This is a genomic window from Meiothermus granaticius NBRC 107808, assembly GCF_003574355.1.
GTDB classification, from domain to species: Bacteria; Deinococcota; Deinococci; order Deinococcales; family Thermaceae; genus Meiothermus; species Meiothermus granaticius.
This window is the reverse complement of sequence record NZ_QWLB01000042.1, coordinates 1-15,795: the sequence shown is the minus strand read 5'-3', so window position 1 is coordinate 15,795 and position 15,795 is coordinate 1. Positions and strand designations below refer to the sequence as shown.

Annotated in this window: 16 protein-coding genes, 1 tRNA gene and 1 CRISPR repeat array; of the genes, 16 read left to right on the top strand and 1 reads right to left on the bottom strand. The window is 62.2% G+C overall.

Translation table 11 applies throughout. From position 1 onward, the window contains the following. Window positions 1-118: 118 nt before the first annotated feature. The 10 genes from cas6 to Mgrana_RS13270 all read left to right on the top strand — a co-directional run bounded on the left by cas6 (window position 119) and on the right by Mgrana_RS13270 (window position 12,524). The gene (cas6, locus tag Mgrana_RS13315) at window positions 119-925 is read left to right on the top strand and encodes a CRISPR-associated endoribonuclease Cas6 (protein WP_119358092.1); all 807 of its coding nucleotides are present in this window, start codon (window positions 119-121) and stop codon (window positions 923-925) included. Beyond that, the gene (locus Mgrana_RS13310; RefSeq protein WP_170146482.1) at window positions 855-2,255 is read left to right on the top strand and encodes a TIGR02710 family CRISPR-associated CARF protein; all 1,401 of its coding nucleotides are present in this window, start codon (window positions 855-857) and stop codon (window positions 2,253-2,255) included. The genes cas6 and Mgrana_RS13310 overlap by 71 nt, the downstream gene beginning before the upstream one ends. Beyond that, window positions 2,252-3,223: a CRISPR-associated endonuclease Cas1 gene (gene cas1 / locus Mgrana_RS13305; protein ID WP_119358090.1), complete on the top strand. Its 972-nt coding sequence runs from the start codon at window positions 2,252-2,254 to the stop codon at window positions 3,221-3,223. Before Mgrana_RS13310 ends, cas1 begins: the two co-directional genes overlap by 4 nt. 1 nt (window position 3,224) lies before the next feature. Next, window positions 3,225-3,500 (top strand): CRISPR-associated endonuclease Cas2, encoded by a 276-nt coding sequence (gene cas2 / locus Mgrana_RS13300; RefSeq protein ID WP_119358089.1) that lies wholly within the window; start codon window positions 3,225-3,227, stop codon window positions 3,498-3,500. A gap of 380 nt (window positions 3,501-3,880) precedes the next feature. Continuing rightward, window positions 3,881-4,897: a CRISPR direct-repeat array (repeat unit 36 nt; unit sequence GTCGCAAAAAAAATAGCCCCGCAAGGGGATTGCAAT). Window positions 4,898-5,149: 252 nt separating this feature from the next. After that, window positions 5,150-6,361 carry a TIGR02710 family CRISPR-associated CARF protein gene (locus Mgrana_RS13295; RefSeq protein ID WP_420845925.1) on the top strand — a complete coding sequence of 404 codons (1,212 nt, stop codon included), beginning with the start codon at window positions 5,150-5,152 and terminating at the stop codon, window positions 6,359-6,361. A gap of 397 nt (window positions 6,362-6,758) precedes the next feature. Continuing rightward, window positions 6,759-8,417 (top strand): tetratricopeptide repeat protein, encoded by a 1,659-nt coding sequence (locus Mgrana_RS13290; RefSeq protein ID WP_147021193.1) that lies wholly within the window; start codon window positions 6,759-6,761, stop codon window positions 8,415-8,417. Between the two features lie 146 nt (window positions 8,418-8,563). Next, a complete protein-coding gene (locus Mgrana_RS13285; RefSeq protein ID WP_119358086.1) occupies window positions 8,564-9,550 on the top strand; it encodes a helix-turn-helix transcriptional regulator in 987 nt (328 codons plus the stop codon). Window positions 9,551-9,575: 25 nt separating this feature from the next. Continuing rightward, the gene (locus tag Mgrana_RS13280; protein ID WP_119358085.1) at window positions 9,576-10,445 is read left to right on the top strand and encodes a CRISPR-associated endonuclease Cas3''; all 870 of its coding nucleotides are present in this window, start codon (window positions 9,576-9,578) and stop codon (window positions 10,443-10,445) included. Next, window positions 10,409-11,494 carry a bifunctional 3-deoxy-7-phosphoheptulonate synthase/chorismate mutase gene (locus Mgrana_RS13275; protein WP_119358084.1) on the top strand — a complete coding sequence of 362 codons (1,086 nt, stop codon included), beginning with the start codon at window positions 10,409-10,411 and terminating at the stop codon, window positions 11,492-11,494. The genes Mgrana_RS13280 and Mgrana_RS13275 overlap by 37 nt, the downstream gene beginning before the upstream one ends. A gap of 58 nt (window positions 11,495-11,552) precedes the next feature. Beyond that, window positions 11,553-12,524 carry a 4Fe-4S dicluster domain-containing protein gene (locus tag Mgrana_RS13270; protein WP_119358083.1) on the top strand — a complete coding sequence of 324 codons (972 nt, stop codon included), beginning with the start codon at window positions 11,553-11,555 and terminating at the stop codon, window positions 12,522-12,524. Here the strand turns inward: Mgrana_RS13270 and Mgrana_RS13265 are convergent. Further along, a complete protein-coding gene (locus Mgrana_RS13265) occupies window positions 12,519-12,998 on the bottom strand; it encodes an Lrp/AsnC family transcriptional regulator (RefSeq protein ID WP_119358104.1) in 480 nt (159 codons plus the stop codon). The genes Mgrana_RS13270 and Mgrana_RS13265 overlap by 6 nt on opposite strands. Before the next feature lie 132 nt (window positions 12,999-13,130). On the opposite strand from Mgrana_RS13265, the gene Mgrana_RS13260 reads away from it, so the two are divergent. From Mgrana_RS13260 to Mgrana_RS13235, 6 genes are all read left to right on the top strand, one after another. Further along, window positions 13,131-13,457: a hypothetical protein gene (locus Mgrana_RS13260; RefSeq protein WP_147021194.1), complete on the top strand. Its 327-nt coding sequence runs from the start codon at window positions 13,131-13,133 to the stop codon at window positions 13,455-13,457. A 78-nt stretch (window positions 13,458-13,535) separates the two neighbouring features. After that, window positions 13,536-13,609 (top strand) — tRNA-Gln (locus Mgrana_RS13255). A gap of 100 nt (window positions 13,610-13,709) precedes the next feature. Then, window positions 13,710-13,988, top strand: coding sequence for a DUF2171 domain-containing protein (locus tag Mgrana_RS13250; protein ID WP_119358081.1), 279 nt, complete (start codon window positions 13,710-13,712; stop codon window positions 13,986-13,988). Between the two features lie 194 nt (window positions 13,989-14,182). Beyond that, window positions 14,183-14,575, top strand: coding sequence for a PleD family two-component system response regulator (locus Mgrana_RS13245; RefSeq protein ID WP_119358080.1), 393 nt, complete (start codon window positions 14,183-14,185; stop codon window positions 14,573-14,575). 59 nt (window positions 14,576-14,634) lie between these two features. After that, window positions 14,635-15,036, top strand: a complete 402-nt coding sequence (locus tag Mgrana_RS13240; protein WP_119358079.1) for a VOC family protein — start codon at window positions 14,635-14,637, stop codon at window positions 15,034-15,036. 39 nt (window positions 15,037-15,075) lie between these two features. Continuing rightward, window positions 15,076-15,795, top strand: a 720-nt coding sequence (locus tag Mgrana_RS13235) for a penicillin acylase family protein (RefSeq protein ID WP_147371305.1), incomplete at its 3' end; no start/stop codon positions are given.

Genomic DNA, 15,795 nt, shown 5'->3' with positions numbered 1-15,795 from the left:
CTATGCTGAACCTTGGTCATAGAGGAGTTTCCGTGAGAGAGGCATACCATAGGCTTTGGTCCGAAGGGAGTTTGATGGTCGTTCTTTTCCGGGAGCCAAGCCACACAGAGAACCTGGCATGATGCTTGCCGCGATTGTGCTGACCCTCGAGGGCCCCGCCCGCCCCGACCCCGACGGCTGGCGGGGGCTGGTGTATGGCCTGCTGAAGCAGATAGACCCCGACCTTCACAGTGCCCAGCCCAATCCCTTCAGCCTCTCACTGGGGGGCCACGAGGGGGCCTGGTGGGTGCGGGTGGGCATTTTGCAAGAAAGCCTTTATGCCCGGCTCTCGCCCCACCTGTTTGGGCTAATGGGCCAGACCGTCCGACTCAAGGAGCCCTTCAGGGTTAAGGCGGTGTTGCAGGAGGAGCACCCCTGGGCCGGGGTGAGCAGCTACCCCCGGCTCTTCCAGGGCCAGGCCAGCGCCAGCCTGGGCCTCCAGTTTGCCAGCCCCACCTTCTTCCGCCGCAAAGGGCAAAGCTACCCCCTGCCCGAGCCAAAGCTGGTTTTCGACTCCCTGGCCCTGCGCTGGAACGCCTTTGCTCCCGCTAGGGTGCCCGAAGAGCTTCAGGAAAGCTGGGAGCGCATGACCACCACCCGTTTCCAGGGCCATACCCAGGCCACTAAACCCAACCCCGATGAGCGTGGGGTGGGCTTTGTGGGGCGGGTGGTCTACTACCTGCCCGCCGCCAGTCCGGTGGAGACTCAGTGGATGCAAGCCCTGGGGCGGTTCGCCTTTTACGCCGGGGTGGGGGCCAAGACCAGCCTGGGGTTTGGGCGGGTGCGGGGGTTTGACCCCAAGCAGGAGGTGCAGCGTGGAGAAACTGAAGGAGAGAATCCAGCAAGCCTGGCAAAACCTGAAAGCGCAGGAAGCGGAGGGGGCTAAAGCCCAAGAGCTCTACGCACAGACCGTTTGGCCGCTTCTATTGGACCTCTGGCGGCAGGAGCCCCAGGTCTACCCCCTGCGGGAGACCTTCGAGGTTTCTATTCATACGCTGGGCACCAGCCCGGAGGCTACCACCTTGGCCGCTCTGGGATTGGGGGCCTCGGAGATATACGTGTTACACACATCTGAGAGCAGACGCTACCTCGAGCCGCTCCAGCGTGACTTAGGGCATTCCATCTACCCCATCGAAATTGATAAAAGCGATGTGACCAAGCTTTATCAAGCCGTGGGCGAGCAGGTACGCAAGCATCCCGGAAAGAAAATTGCCCTCGACCTGACCAGCGGCACCAAGGCCATGAGTGCGGGGATGGCGGCGGCGGGCTACTTCCTTCAGCGGGTTCACCCTGAACTACGGGTGGTATATGTAGACAACGACGCCTTCGATCCGGTTTTACGCAAGCCCGTAGCCGGAACCGAGAAGCTGATTCTGCTACGCAACCCCCACGAGGTGCTGGGTGACCTGGACGAGCACCTGGCTCAGGAGTTCTACGGAGCGCGGGAGTTTGGCAAAGCGGCAGACCGCTACCAGGTCCTCAGAAGAAAAACCGGACAGGGCCACTTTGAGGTGTACGCAACCCTTTGCGAGATGTATCAGCGCTGGTACTCCCTGGACTTTGAAGGGGCCTCGAGCAACGCCCAGCGTCTCTTCAACTTCCTGACGCAAGACGCATACCGCAATCATCCCCTGGCCCGCCATGCCCAGCGGCTCAAAGAGCAGAAAGAGGGTCTCGAGGCCATCGTAGCCTTACTACAATCCCAGCGCTTTGGCGAGCCCAAAGGAGTGCTCTGGCTGGCCGCCAGCCTGCTCCAACTGGGCGACGAACGCAAGGACCGCCAGCCCGTTTTGGCAGCGCTCTACTTTTACCGGGCCCTCGAGCTGGTCTTACAGTACCGCCTGGCCAAACATGGAAGGGATGGTGACAAACCCAACCTAAGCCCTGAGGAGCAGACTCACCTGCGCCAGAGTTTAGCAAACTGGCTCGACAAGGATCTAGAAAGGATCCGGCCCATTGAAAAACTAGGACTGCTGGAGAGCATCGCGCTGCTTCGCTTTCTGGCTGACCCTGCGCTAATCGAGTTTTCCGAAAACGAGCTTCGAGGCTACCAAGGCATGCTTCAGAGTAGAAACAAAAGTCTGCTCGTTCATGGCCTGGAGGTGAGCAAAAAAGGTGACCTGGATCGGCTGCGCGAGTTTAGCCGCAAGCTCTACAAGAATACGCGAGAGGAAGCCGGATCGCACCCGACTGTAGAACCAGTAAGCCTGCTGTGACCCTCCACCTCACCGAGCAGTCTGCCACCCTGCGCCTGCGCCAGGGCCGCTTGCTGGTGGAGCTGGATGAGCAAATCCTGGCTCAGCTCCCGGCCCGCAAGGTACGGGGGGTGGTGGTATGGGGCAATGTGCGCCTCACCACCCCAGCCCTAGCCTTCTTGCTGCGGCAGGAAGTCCCGGTGCTGTACACCACCCTGGAAGGCCAGCTCTACGGGCAGGCCATCGCCCCCCAGGGCTTGCCACCGGAGGTGCTGCGGGCTCAAATGCAAGCCCAGCTCAACCCCCTGCCCCTGGCCCTGGGGTTTATCGAGGGCAAGCTACGCTCGGCCATCTCGGTGCTGGAGCGCCTGGCCAGGCAGTTCTTGGTAGCGCCCCACCTTCAGGAACTGCGAGCAGCCCTGGAGGCCCTGCCCCAGGTTCCCCATCTGCAGGCCCTTCGGGGTACAGAGGGCAACGCCGCCCGCGCCTACTTCGGCGGCCTGCAACACGCCCTGTCGCCCTTTGGCTTTACCGGGCGCAACCGCCGTCCCCCCACCGATGCTGTGAACGCGGCCCTTTCGTATGGCTACATGGTGCTCCTGGGCCGCACCCTGCTGGCGTTGCACCTGGCCGGGCTGCACCCCGAACTTGGCCTGCTGCACGCTGAAGGCCGCCGGGCGGCAGCACTGGCCTTCGACCTGATGGAGGAGTTTCGGGTCCCGGTAGTAGATGCCGTAGTGGTAGGGGCTTTTTTGCGTGCCGAGCTTCACCCCCAAAAGCACAGCGAGGCCAAAGGGGGCGGCGTATACCTGAACGATACGGGCCGCAAAACCCTTCTGCGCTTGCTCGAGGCCCGCTTTGCCCAGGAGGCCCAGCATCCCAGGGGCTTCCGCCAGACCTACCAAGCGCTCATCGAAACCCAGGCTGCCCGCCTCAAGGCCGCCCTGCTGGGCCGTGAATCCTACACACCCTTTTACCTGTGGAGGTGAGATGCCTGCCGAACGTTTTTTCACCATTGCCTACGACATCCCCGACGATGGCCGCCGGGCCAAGGTAGCCAACACCCTCAAAAGCTTTGGCGAGCGCGTTCAGCTCTCGGTATTCGAGTGCTGGCTGAACCCGGCCCAGCTCCAGGAACTCAAGCGGCTCTTGCAAAAAAAGGCCGATCTCACCCAGGATAGCGTCCGCATTTACCCCATTGGGGGCACAGTGGAGGTACTGGGGTTAGGCCGCCTTACTGAGAGCCCCGACTACCTGATTCTCTGAAGCCGCGTTACACTCGCCGTTACCCCACTTTCACGGGCTAAAAAACCCATCGCACAGTCCACGCTCCTTTCTGCGAATATGCCACGAATACCCTGCCCAACGCCCTGGAAGCACTTTGGTCAAACGGCCCATTATGTTTTGCGCAAAATGCTATAGTGCTCACGTTGGAGGTTTCCGACGCGCTTCTTGACAGCAAGTTTGGGCGATGCTTATCGCATCGCACCACCACAAAAAATCCAAAAGTGCAGCTTTGTGAGCCTCCATCGCAATAAACCGCACTTTTTGGAGATTTATCCACAAGCAACCTGTGAATAACTGGCAGTTCTCATAAATACCCCCTTTGAGAGCCCTGTACAGAACAGCACTTAACGGGGTATGCTGTCGCAAAAAAAATAGCCCCGCAAGGGGATTGCAATCGCTGTGTAAAGTTGGCGTTCCATTGAATTTGTAGATTGGGTCGCAAAAAAAATAGCCCCGCAAGGGGATTGCAATATGCAGCTCAGTAGCAGGGAGCCCATCAAAGCCCCCAACGTCGCAAAAAAAATAGCCCCGCAAGGGGATTGCAATAATGTTTCTACTGCTATAGCTGGAGCTTCTTTATTTGCCGGGTCGCAAAAAAAATAGCCCCGCAAGGGGATTGCAATTGGATTGGTGGAGAGATGCCCCACGCCTGGCCACAGGTCGCAAAAAAAATAGCCCCGCAAGGGGATTGCAATCCGATGGCGTAGGTGTCCAGGGCCAGCTTCTGGCCGCTGGTCGCAAAAAAAATAGCCCCGCAAGGGGATTGCAATAATAGGTTTGGGGCGTGCCATGGATTACCTCCTTTCCAAGTCGCAAAAAAAATAGCCCCGCAAGGGGATTGCAATAGAGGGCCGCACCCACGGTTTTGCTCTCCAGCAGCAGCTTGTCGCAAAAAAAATAGCCCCGCAAGGGGATTGCAATTTATGCACTAGATGGCGATCCTTTTACCGAGCAAGATCAGGTCGCAAAAAAAATAGCCCCGCAAGGGGATTGCAATCACTGAGGTCAGTTTGGGCAAGGTGTATTCGGACAAGGGAGTCGCAAAAAAAATAGCCCCGCAAGGGGATTGCAAACAGGTGGGAATCCCCATTGTTCTCCCACCACTCCCCAAGTGTCGCAAAAAAAATAGCCCCGCAAGGGGATTGCAAAAGCTCCACTCTTGGTACTCGAGAATACCGGAACTCCCTGTCGCAAAAAAAATAGCCCCGCAAGGGGATTGCAATCTAATGGACTTTGCATCGGCAAAAAATGGAAGGAAATCCAGTCGCAAAAAAAATAGCCCCGCAAGGGGATTGCAATCTTTTCGCTGAGAACCTTTATTATTCTGCCTTCAGTCTTGAGTCGCAAAAAAAATAGCCCCGCAAGGGGATTGCAACAACTTTTCGCTGAGAACCTTTACGACTTTTCCCTCAGTTTTGGTCGCAAAAAATAGCCCCGTAAGGGGATTGCAACATCAACCTCAGAACGCCGCCAAACAGACCACCAAAAAAGTCGCAAAAAAATAGCCCCGTAAGGGGATTGCAACACAGATTGCCGCCATCGTGCGGCAACACGAGCAGAGTCGCAAAAAAATAGCCCCGTAAGGGGATTGCTCGACGACTGGGGGTAACTTGGGTAGGATGGCGGCTGTGGAAGAACCTGGTTTTCGTGTGCTGATCCTTACAGTTGGTCAAACCCGCGAGCCTTTAGAAACAGCGCTGGCCGAGCATACCCCCAACGGCGTCGTGTTTATTGCTAGCCAGAGCAGCCAGGTTACGGTAGCCCCACTATTGCAGGAATATGGTTCCTCTTTGAAACACTATACCCTGCTGATCGAAGACCCTGAGAGCCTGATCGAGAGCTACCAGATTGGACAGCGGGCACTGGCCAAGGCCTTGGAATGGGAGGCCCGGGTAGTGCTGGCTGATCTTACCGGAGGCACTAAACCCATGGTGGCAGGAGTAATGCTGGCCCTCTCAGGGCAGGGCGTAACCTTCAGCTATGTGGGGGGTGAACGCCGCGATAGGCTGGGCAGAGTAGAAAGCGGATATGAGCGGGTGCGGCTGCTCGAGGACCCCAGCGTGCGTTACGGCCTGCGCGAATGGGAAGGCTTCCGCCGGGCTTGGAATGCGGGGAACTTTCCTGCCGGGCTAGACTTTTTGCAAGGACTTTTGGCCCGGCCCCTCACCCATTCCGAGCAGCGCTTTTATACCCATCTGACGGGGATCACCGAAGGATTGGTGGAATGGGACCGCTTTCAACACAGGGAAGCCCAAAAGAAGCTAGCCCGCCACCTCGAGCCAGCCCTAGCGATCGCCGAAGCCTGGGGCCATGGGGCCAAGGTGCGGGTGCTGCGGGCCCTTGAAAAGGCTTACGAGAGGCTCGAGCAGTTGCTAGGGGAGGGAAACCGGCCCAGCTTTGCCCTACTCGCAGACCTGATGGCCAATGCCCAGCGCCGGGCTGAGGCAGGCCGCTATGACGATGCTCTAGCCCGGCTATACCGCGCTGTCGAACTAGCTGCCGAGGCGGACATCCACCAACGCCATGGATTGGTGCTGCGCAGACCGGATACCTACCCCAAGTCCCTTGCGGCTTTGCAAAGCCGAGCTAGTTCTTTACGTGGCCTCAAGGAAACCCTGGCCCTGGCTTTCGAGCTCGACACCCAAACCGGTCACACCGGTACCCTATCCCAACGGCTCTACGGTGATTACAGCCAGCGCCTACAGAACTTCCTCGAGCGTCGCCACCACAGCATCCTGGCGCATGGCACCAAAGCAGTAAGCCCCGCGGATTACACGGCCTTGTGGAATTACCTGGCTGAGTATGGCCTTGAGGCTGCCCCAGCGTGGCCGAAATGGTAGTCCCTAACGGCCTCCGCAGCTCAAGGTGGCGCTCCCCTTCGTAGTGCTGGCCTAAATTCGAGAAGGAACCCCCTCGAGGGGTTCCTTTGATCTATCGCGCCCTGAACAGAATCGTGGCCGTGCGGATTCCCGCGAGACAGGTTCTGACGCGCTCCTCATCCAGGCTAGCGGGGTGAATAGCCCCAGGCATCCTCCCGTTGGCATCGGCATAAGGCGCGGTATTTTCCGCCGGGTAGGATTTTGGTTGGTCCTGGCCCTGCTTGGGCTGGCCCTCTTCTTACCCAAGGGAGGTCCGGGCTATCCCCTCTGGGTAGACGGCGATGGCCCGAAAATCGGAGCGGGCGGATAGACCCCCTCACCGGTAGGCCTGGCCCTTGCTCCGGTAAAATTGGCCGGTATGGCCCGGCCCAAAGCAGCCCGTGTTGAATCCAAGTCTTCGCCTCGAGCCGAGTTGCAGGGCAGCCTGCTGGCCCTGCTCGAGAGGGGCCGCATCCCCGAGGCCCTGCGCACCCTCGAGCGGCTGGCGGATGAGGCCCAGACCTACTGGGCCAACAAGGCCCTGGCCGAGGAAGTGTTGGCCGGGCTTCCCGAGGCCCTGTGGCGCGAGCCGCGGGCCGCCGAGGTCTACGCGGCGGTGCTGGGGCGTGCGCGGAAGCCTGCGGAGTTGCTGCGCCTGTACCGATACTGTTCGCAAGCCGGGCCGGAGGTCCCCCTCAAGGTGACGCTGTACGCGGCCTGGGCCCTGGCCCTTTCCGGGGAGGCGGGCGAGGCGCTGCGGCGGCTCGAGCCGCTCGAGGGCCACATAGCCGCGGCTGACCGGGGAACCTACCTCCGCTTCAAGGCTGAAGCCCTGGCCTTTTCAAACCACCCCGCCTGGCCCGAGGCCTTCGCCGAGGCCCGCCAGTCCCTCTCGGGAGGGGCCCTGGGGCGGTGTCTCCTCGAGGAGGGCAACCACTGCTACCGCTTCGGCCAGCTGGCCAAAGCCCGAACCCTCTGGGCAGAGGCCCTCTTCCATCTAAAGGACGATCCCTACTATGCCGCCTGGCTCCAGCACAGCCTGGGCATTACCGCCCTGGCCCAAAACCCCCTCGAGGCCGAACCCCACCTGCTGGCGGCTGAGGAGCTCAGCCGGGGGCAGGCCGCACAAGCCTTCCGGGCTCGAGCCCTGTGCGGCCTGGGGGCGGCGCGGCGGAGCCTACGGGAGTGGGAGCGGGCGCTTTGGAGCTATGGGGCCGCGCTCAAAGCCGCCAGGGACCCGGACGACCAGCAGGAGGCGCTGTGGGGGATTGGGTTTACCCTGCGGCTGAGTGGCCGCCCAGCCGAAGCCATCCCCTACTTCCTCCAGGCCCACGCCATCACCGCTTCCAATGCCCTATTCATCGAGATCGCCGCGGCGCGGCTGATGCTGGGCAGCGTGGACGGGGCCGAAGCCGCACTGGGTCAGGCCGAGGTGCGCGATCCGCGCGATCAGGTCAAGCTGACCCTGCTCCAGGCCGAGCTGGCCCGTCGGGGGCAAAACCATCCGGCCCTGGCCTCCGCGCTCGAGGCCCTCCCCTCGAGCAGCGCCTGGGTTCAGGAGGAGCGGGGCTGCTTTCCGGAACTGCTGGCCCTTCTGGAGGGGGCGGGCCCAGGACAGATCGGCGCTCCCCCAGCGGGCCCCGCCCAGGTTGAAGTCTGGGCCGCCGGTATCCTGCGGGTCAAGGTCAACGGGCGGGAGGTTCCACTGCGGCCCCACAGCCGCGCGGCAGAGCTCCTGGTGTTGCTGCTCGAGGCCAAGGGCGAGGAGACCCTGGAGCGGCTGACGGAGAATCTGTTTCCCGGCGGTGAGCCCAGCCCCAAGGGCCACGAACGGGCCCGCCAGGCCATCTGGGCCCAGGCCCAGAAGCTGCGCTCGGTGCTGGGATGGAAGGACAGCGTCCTGGCCGAGGGGGGGGTGTACCGGCTGGATCCCCGAGCCCAGTGGACCTATCACCCCGTGGAGGGAGATAAGCCCTTCTTGGAAGGCCTCTACGCCCCCTGGGTGCTCGAGAAGCGGGAGCAGCGGGCATTTTTATAATTCCAGGCTCAGGTTTCTTGAGCAAAATCATCTAGAAACAAGGCATTCGATGGGCCTTCGATGGCCTCGAGCTAGGCTGTGCCCTGAGCCTCGGGGGAAGCCGCATTGCAGGACAGGCCTAAAGGCTTCCCTACGGCTTAGGTCTTATGCTAGAGAACGCCAACCACAAGAAAGCGCTTCGGCTGATGCAAACCCGGGAGCTGCTGCGGGCCAGGCCCTATTCCGCACGCGAGCTGGCCTGGGTCCTGGGGGTGGATAAGCGCACCGCCCTACGCTACCTCGAAGACCTGGAAGCGGTGCATGTGCAGGACTATGGCCGCACCCCTCGGTATCAGCTGCTCGAGCGCGACGAGCTTAATCCGGTAGAGGTGCTGGTCACCCACAGCGCCCTGCGGCTGCTCTACCACCACACCCCCGGCTACGAACCCACCTACTTCTCCGCGCTAAAAAAGCTGGCCCGGCGCCTGCCAGAACCGGCCCAGGAGGTCGCGCTCAAGAGCACCGAAGACCTGGAGAAACGCAGGGGCATCGCTCAAGACCAAGGCCTGGCCCTGGCCCTGGTGGCTGAGGCCTGGTTCAAGCGCCAGCGCCTGGAGTTTGACTACCGCAAACCCGGCGGCTCGGGTCGGCCCCGCCGGAACGTGGTCGAGGTGTACTTTCTCGAGGTAGCCCGGACCAACCTTGGCCTCTATGTGATTGGGTACGAGTGTGGATATCACCGGGCCCTGCGCACCTATAAGCTCGGCCGGATGCAGCGGGTTAGGACGGTGGGCGAGCCTGGAGCGTACAGCATCCCGGCCAGCTTTGACCCCCGCGCCTACCTCTCCAACGCCTGGGGGGTGGTGGGAAGCAGCGGCGGCCAGCCGGTGGAGGTGCGGCTGCGGTTCCGCCCTGAGGCCGCTTATCGCATCGAGGAGGGCGAATACCCCAACCTGCGGATTGCCTCGAGGCTCCCCGACGGGGGTCTCGAGGTTTTCCTCACCGTGGGCACAAATCACGAGGGGTTTCCGCTCGAGATTCTATCCTGGGTGCAAAGCTGGGGGCCGAGGGTCGAGGTGCTGGAGCCGGAGAACCTGAGACGGCGGTGGCTCGAGGAAGCCCGGCAGGTGGCGGGGTTAGGCGGCAAGAATTGACACGAAAGAGCAATACGTAGAGGCGATGATGCTTCCGGAACAAGCAAAAATGCTCTGGGCAAAAAGCGATCGCGGCAATGCTGAAGGCTCGTGGCACCCTCTTATGGGTCACCTGTTGGATGTTGCGGCATGTACCGAGGTGATTCTGGAGCGAGAGCCACCGAAGACCCTCGAGCTATACGCCCGCGATCTCGGCCTCGAGCCTGCACAGACCAAAGCCTGGGTCTGCGCCCTGGCAGGCCTACACGACCTCGGCAAGGCCAGCCCCGCCTTTCAGCAAAAGTGGCCTGAAGGCAAAAAGCGTGTCTGGGAGGCAGGGTTGACCTGGGCTGTTGACCCCACCCCACCCCCCAACGACATTTCGCACAGCGTCATCACGGAAGAGGTGCTGTCTGCGCTCCTGGAGGGTAGAGGTTGGCATAGCCGAGCCGCTCAGAATGTGGCCGCAGCGGTGGGCCAGCACCACGGTTACAGGGCCACCCGACAAGACCTTGATGCGGTGGTCTCCAAAGAGAAGGGCAAGGGCGTTTGGGACAGGGTGCGGTGCGAGCTGTTTGAGGCGGTGCTCGAGGTGCTCAAGGTTGGGGAGGCCCCAAAAGTCTCTATCTATGGAGGTGCGGCCTTCGAGCGCCTGGCGGGCCTGACCAGCTTTGCCGATTGGATTGGCTCGAGCCTCGACTTTCAGCCGTTGGGCGACGATCTGAAGGCTTACTATCAGAGGGCCAAGGAAATGGCCGCAGACAAGCTGAATAGCGTATTCCCCACACACGCGGGGATGAACCGGAGTGCCCCAGTGGAACGGGCTCGAGCCAAACCTGTGTTGCAGCCGGCGGGGTGTTTTGGTATACCATTGGGGCTATGGATGAACGCATTGAGGGCTTGCGCAAGGATGTAGACCGCATCAATCGCCAACTTTTGGCGCTGTTGTCCGAGCGCGGGCGGTTGGTGAGTGAGATAGGGCGGGTACAGACCGAGCTGGGAATAGACCACTACGATCCCAAGCGCGAAGATGAGATGTTGGCCTACCTCACCGCTGAAAACCCCGGCCCCTTCCCGCCGGAGACCATCCGCCGGCTGTTCAAGGAGATCTTCAAGGCCTCGCTGGATTTGGAAGAGCGGCAAGACAAGCAAAAGTTCCTGTATTCCCGAGCGGTTCACCCCGAGGACACCCCCGTGCGGGTCGGGGAGGTGACTTTTGGTCAGGGCAAGGTGCTGGTGGCGGGCCCCTGCTCAATTGAATCGGAGGAGCAGCTGTTTAGCACCGCACAGTTTCTGGCCGCCCACGGGGTCAAGGTGCTGCGCGGTGGAGCCTATAAGCCCCGCACCTCCCCCTACGGCTTTCAGGGCATGGGCCCGGAGGCGCTCAAGCTGGGGCGGCGGGCCGCCGATGCCAATTCAATGGCTTTCGTGACCGAGGTCATGGACACCCGGGACGTGGAGTTGGTCGCCCAGTACGCCGACATCGTGCAGGTGGGCACCCGCAACGCGCAAAACTTCGCCCTGCTGCGCGAGGTGGGCAAAGTCAACAAACCGGTGCTTCTGAAGCGCGGCTTCGCCCAAACCATCGAGGAGTGGTTTTACAGCGCAGAGTACATCCTTTCGCAAGGGAACGGGCAGGTCATCCTCTGCGAGCGCGGCATTCGCACCTACGAGAAGTGGACGCGCAATACCTTGGACCTCTCCGCGGCCATCTTGGCCAAGCAGCTTACCCATCTGCCGGTGATCGTGGACGTGACCCATGCCGCCGGACGGCGCGACCTTCTGGCCCCGCTGGCCCGGGCAGCTCTGGCCGCCGGGATTGATGGGGTGCATGTGGAGGTTCACCCCAACCCCAAGGTGGCCCTCTCCGACAATGAGCAGCAGCTTGACTTTGCTGGATTCGAGGGGTTTTTGCAGGCCATCGCCGATTTGATGCCGCAGCCGCGGCTCGAGTCGAAGGTGTAGGGAGCCTTTCACCTTCCGCTGAACCAATGCGGTCCTTCCCGACGTAAGGTAGAGGGGTATGGGTCTGCTTGACAACTTGGTGGGGGCTTTCCTCAAGCTCACCGATCCCACCCCGGAATACACCGGCCCCCGTTGCCTCTTGGAGCGCAACAGCGTAGGGGGATGCGATAAATGCGCCTCAGTGTGCCCGCACGAAGCCATCAGCCTGGAAAGCTACAGGGTTGAGATCGATGAGGTGAAGTGCACCAGTTGTGGCCTGTGCACGGCGGTTTGTCCGGGAATCGCCCTCGAGTTTCCCCTCGGCCCTATTCAGGAGGGGCTGCACCGAGGCCAGGGGCAGATCCGCTGCTCCAAGGTAGGGGGGAGCGGGGACGAGGTGCGCTGCTTGGGGCAGCTTACCCCGGGGGTATTGGCTGAGGCTGGGAGCAAGTTTGGCCCGCTCACCCTGGCCCACGGCGATTGCGCCGGCTGCAAGATCGGGTCCGCCGAGGTGCCGGCCCGGGTGGAGTGGGCGGTGGCCGAAGGCCGGAAATACTACCCGCCGCTCGAGGCCACCCTGCAAACCCAAGCCCTGCCGGGGGCCGCGGTGGGTCGGCGAGAGTTCTTCGGGGCCATGCTGGGCGGGGCCAAGCGCTCGGCGGCGGAGCTGGTCCCGGATTTACCCTTTAGCGCACCAGAGGCTGAGGATGCTCGAGCGCAGCGCCCACCTGAGCTGCGTCTGCGGGAGATCGCCGCACGGCGGGCCGAGGAAGTGCGCTGGCCCAGGATTCACATCGCCGAGGGCTGTACCCTGTGCCCGGTATGCACCAATGTCTGCCCCACCCGTGCGGTGGAGCGGGTGCGCGAAAATGTGGAGGGGCTGAGCGAGGAGTATACCGTCACCCTAACGGTGGCCGCCTGTACGGGGTGTGGGGCCTGTCTGAGCAGTTGCCCGCCCCAGGTGATCTCGCTGGGGGAGGCGAGCAAGGCCGAGGTATTCGGCGAGCGCCTCGAGCTCTACCGGGGGGTGCCGCCCTGGTATGACCTATAGCGGCGGGGAGGTCTCAGGGCCAGCCGAGATGACCCGAAACTCCACCGGCTTGGAGAGCACCAGCGAGGTGGTGGTGCTGCCAAAAATCTGGAGCTGCTTGAGCAACGCGTCCAGCTCTTTGACCGAGCGCAGGATTACCCGCAGCACATAACCGTCCTCACCGGTGAGATTCCAGAACTCCTGTACCTGCGGCAGCTCAGAAACCGCCCGGGTCATGCGCTCGAGGCTGTTGCCCCGGCAGGTCAGGCGAATGAAGGCCTCGAGCGAGTACCCCAGCCTGCTGGGGTCTACCTGGGCCCGGTAGCCGGTGATGACCCCGGCCTCCTCGAGGCGATGCACCCGCTCCGCCACCGCCGGGGCCGAGAGCCCCACCTTACGCCCCAGCTCACTGAAGGGCATGCGGGCGTCGGTTTGCAGCAGCTCGAGGAGCCGCCAGTTGATCTCGTCCATGGGGGTATTGGAATCAAAAGTCATGGGCGGATTATAACTTTTTTTCTTAGGCAGGCCCCCATTTTTTCCTTCGAACTCGCCTTCAAACAAGGCCTTTCTGCTCTTACCATAAGAGCATAACTCCGGCCCTGGCCGGGTTAGGAAAGGGTGGAAATCATGAACCCAAAGGCCCTGTCCCCCATTCTGCAAGACAGCTACTCGCGCTCCAGCCTAGCCAGAGAAGGCTGGGCCAATGCATTGCTGGATGAACACTTCCTGCTGCACCATCTGGCCCCCCTGCTGGCCTACCACCTCGAGGCCGGCTGCATGGTGGAGGTGGAGTCGGTAGCCCAGCTCTGGGCCCGGCACCTGGGCTTATCCGAGGCCTTGGGCCGGCGCTGGGCCGAGCGGATCTCTCCCGCCATCGCGGATTTCCTGCTGATCCTCAAGGCCAACCTCAAGGCCGCTGGGACCGCCCCGCGCCTGGCTGAAGGTCGGCCTTAGGGTGGTTTGACAGCCCCTGCTGGCCCCACTACAATGACTAGCGCTGTCCTGCGTTGCTTTGGACCGTGCAAAAGGTGTTGGGGCATCGTCTAATGGCAGGACAACGGTCTTTGGAACCGTCGGTCGTGGTTCGAGTCCACGTGCCCCAGCCAACGCGCCTCCCCACTGGGGAGGCCTTTCCTTTCCGGAAGTGGGTCAGCCCACACGGCCCGAACGGCCGCCGTTCATACTCAGGGGGAAAGGAGATCCAGGATGAGCGACAAAAACATTAGCGAAAACAAGCTCGAGGGGATTTTGGATCGCGAGACCCTGGCCAAGATCCAGCCGGGGCTACAGGTACGCTCGCTCGACGACGAGTTTGTCGGGGACGTGGTGGGGGTTCAGGGGCGGTATCTTGAGCTGCGGCAGGAGGGCCAGAGCCGCTGGATCTCCCTCGAGGAGGTCCGCTCCGCCGACGAGGTCGCGGTATACCTCCGGCAAAATGCCCACGCGGTGAGGAAGGCCTGGCATTCGAGCAAACCCCAGTCCTGAGCGAGATAACGAATGGTCGGGGCGTAACGGTTATTCTGGCCCCTGCCGCTGTGGTTGATGGCTTAGCCTAAAGAGGCCCCGCAGAGCTGCATTCCGTGCTCTCACGCTGCGGGGCTTTTGGCTGGCGGCCAGCCGGGGGCGGTGTGACAAAAAAACCTCGGGGCTTCAGGGGGTTTGGTATCATACACTGAACTATGGCCGAGGCAGTGCAGTCTGAGAGCGTGTTGGTCATCACCAAGAGCCTGACCCTTCGGGCGCTGCTCGAGCTCTCCATCGAGGAGCAGGGCGTGAGCGCAGTGTTCTACGAAAAGGCCCAGCAGGGCCTGGACTACCTCAAGCTCAACACCCCAAGGGCCATCATCCTGGACGACGCCATTGACATCGATCCCTACTCGATTGCCAGCCGGCTCAAGATGAGCCGCCGTCTGCGCGACATCCCGGTGATTTTGTTGATGGGCGAGTCGGACGATAAGAGCAAGCTCACCGCGGAGTTCGCCCGGGTGGACCACACCCTTTCCAAGCCGCTGGACCGCAAGATGTTCAACGCCCTGCTCAAGCAGTTGATGGCCGTACAACCCCAGCCCTGAAGCTGCTGGAGATGATAGGGGTTTGACCTCAGCGGCCCGGCCCTGGACAATTGGGCCTGATGTACTCCACCCGCCTCAGCTATGTCCACCTCAGGGTACGCCACCTAGAGGCCAGCGTCACCTTCTACACCCGTTTTCTCGACCTACAGGTCTCTGAGCGCTTTGGCCAGACCTCGCTGTTGGTCTCTTCCAGCAGCCCAGCCCACTTCGAGCTGGCCCTGACCGAGGGCCAGACCAGCGGCCCGGTAACCCTGGGGTTTGGGCTGCCCTCAGAGGAGGAGTTCCAAGCCGCCCGGGCCTTTGTCCAGCTCGAGGGGATCCCCTCCACAGCGGAAGATCGGGGCCTGGCCTGGGTGCTGGCCCTGCAGGACCCCGATGGCAACACGGTAGAGCTGTACCTCGACCGCCGGGCGACGGGGGGGTCGGCCTTCTGGCGGGGGGAGGCTCGGCCTTTGGAGTGAGCCCCGCGCCCCGTATACTCAAGAGCAACGGGGAGGTCCATGGTGCGGCGCGTGCTACGGTTTTTAGGGCGTTTGCTGCTGGTGTTAGTGGGGTTGGTGGTGATCGCTGGGGTGGGCGGCTGGTTCTGGCTGCGCGGCACGACCTTACCCCCTCACAACGGGAGGCTGGCCCTCAAAGGGCTCTCGGCCCCGGTGGAGCTCGAGCGCGAGGCCAGCGGGGTGCTGCACATCCGGGCCCAGAGCGATACCGATGCCTTCTTTGCCCTCGGGGTCGGGCACGCCGAGGATCGGCTGTGGCAGATGGAGTTTCAGCGGCGGGTGGGTGCTGGGCGGCTGAGCGAGGTCTTGGGCCGGGCCACCCTCGAGCAGGATAAGTTTCTGCGCACCTGGGGGTTCTATCGGGCGGCCCAGCAAGCCTACACCAGCCTGGACCCCCAGACCAAGGCCGCCGTGGATGCCTATGTGGCCGGGATTAACGCCTACCTGGCCACCAACCCGCCCTTGCCGCTGGAGTTCAAGCTGCTGGGGTTTAAGCCCGCCCCTTGGACCCCTGCGGACGTGCTGGTATGGGCCAAGATGATGGCCTATGAGCTTTCCGGCAACTGGCGCACCGAGCTCGAGCGGCGGGCCTGGGCGGCCCAGGGGATGAGCCCTGAGCGCATGAACCAGCTGCGCCCACCCTATCCCAGCGATGCCCCTACGGTGATCCAGGCCGACGATTACACCCCACCTGCCGCACCCCCTCAGCCCCCCCAGACC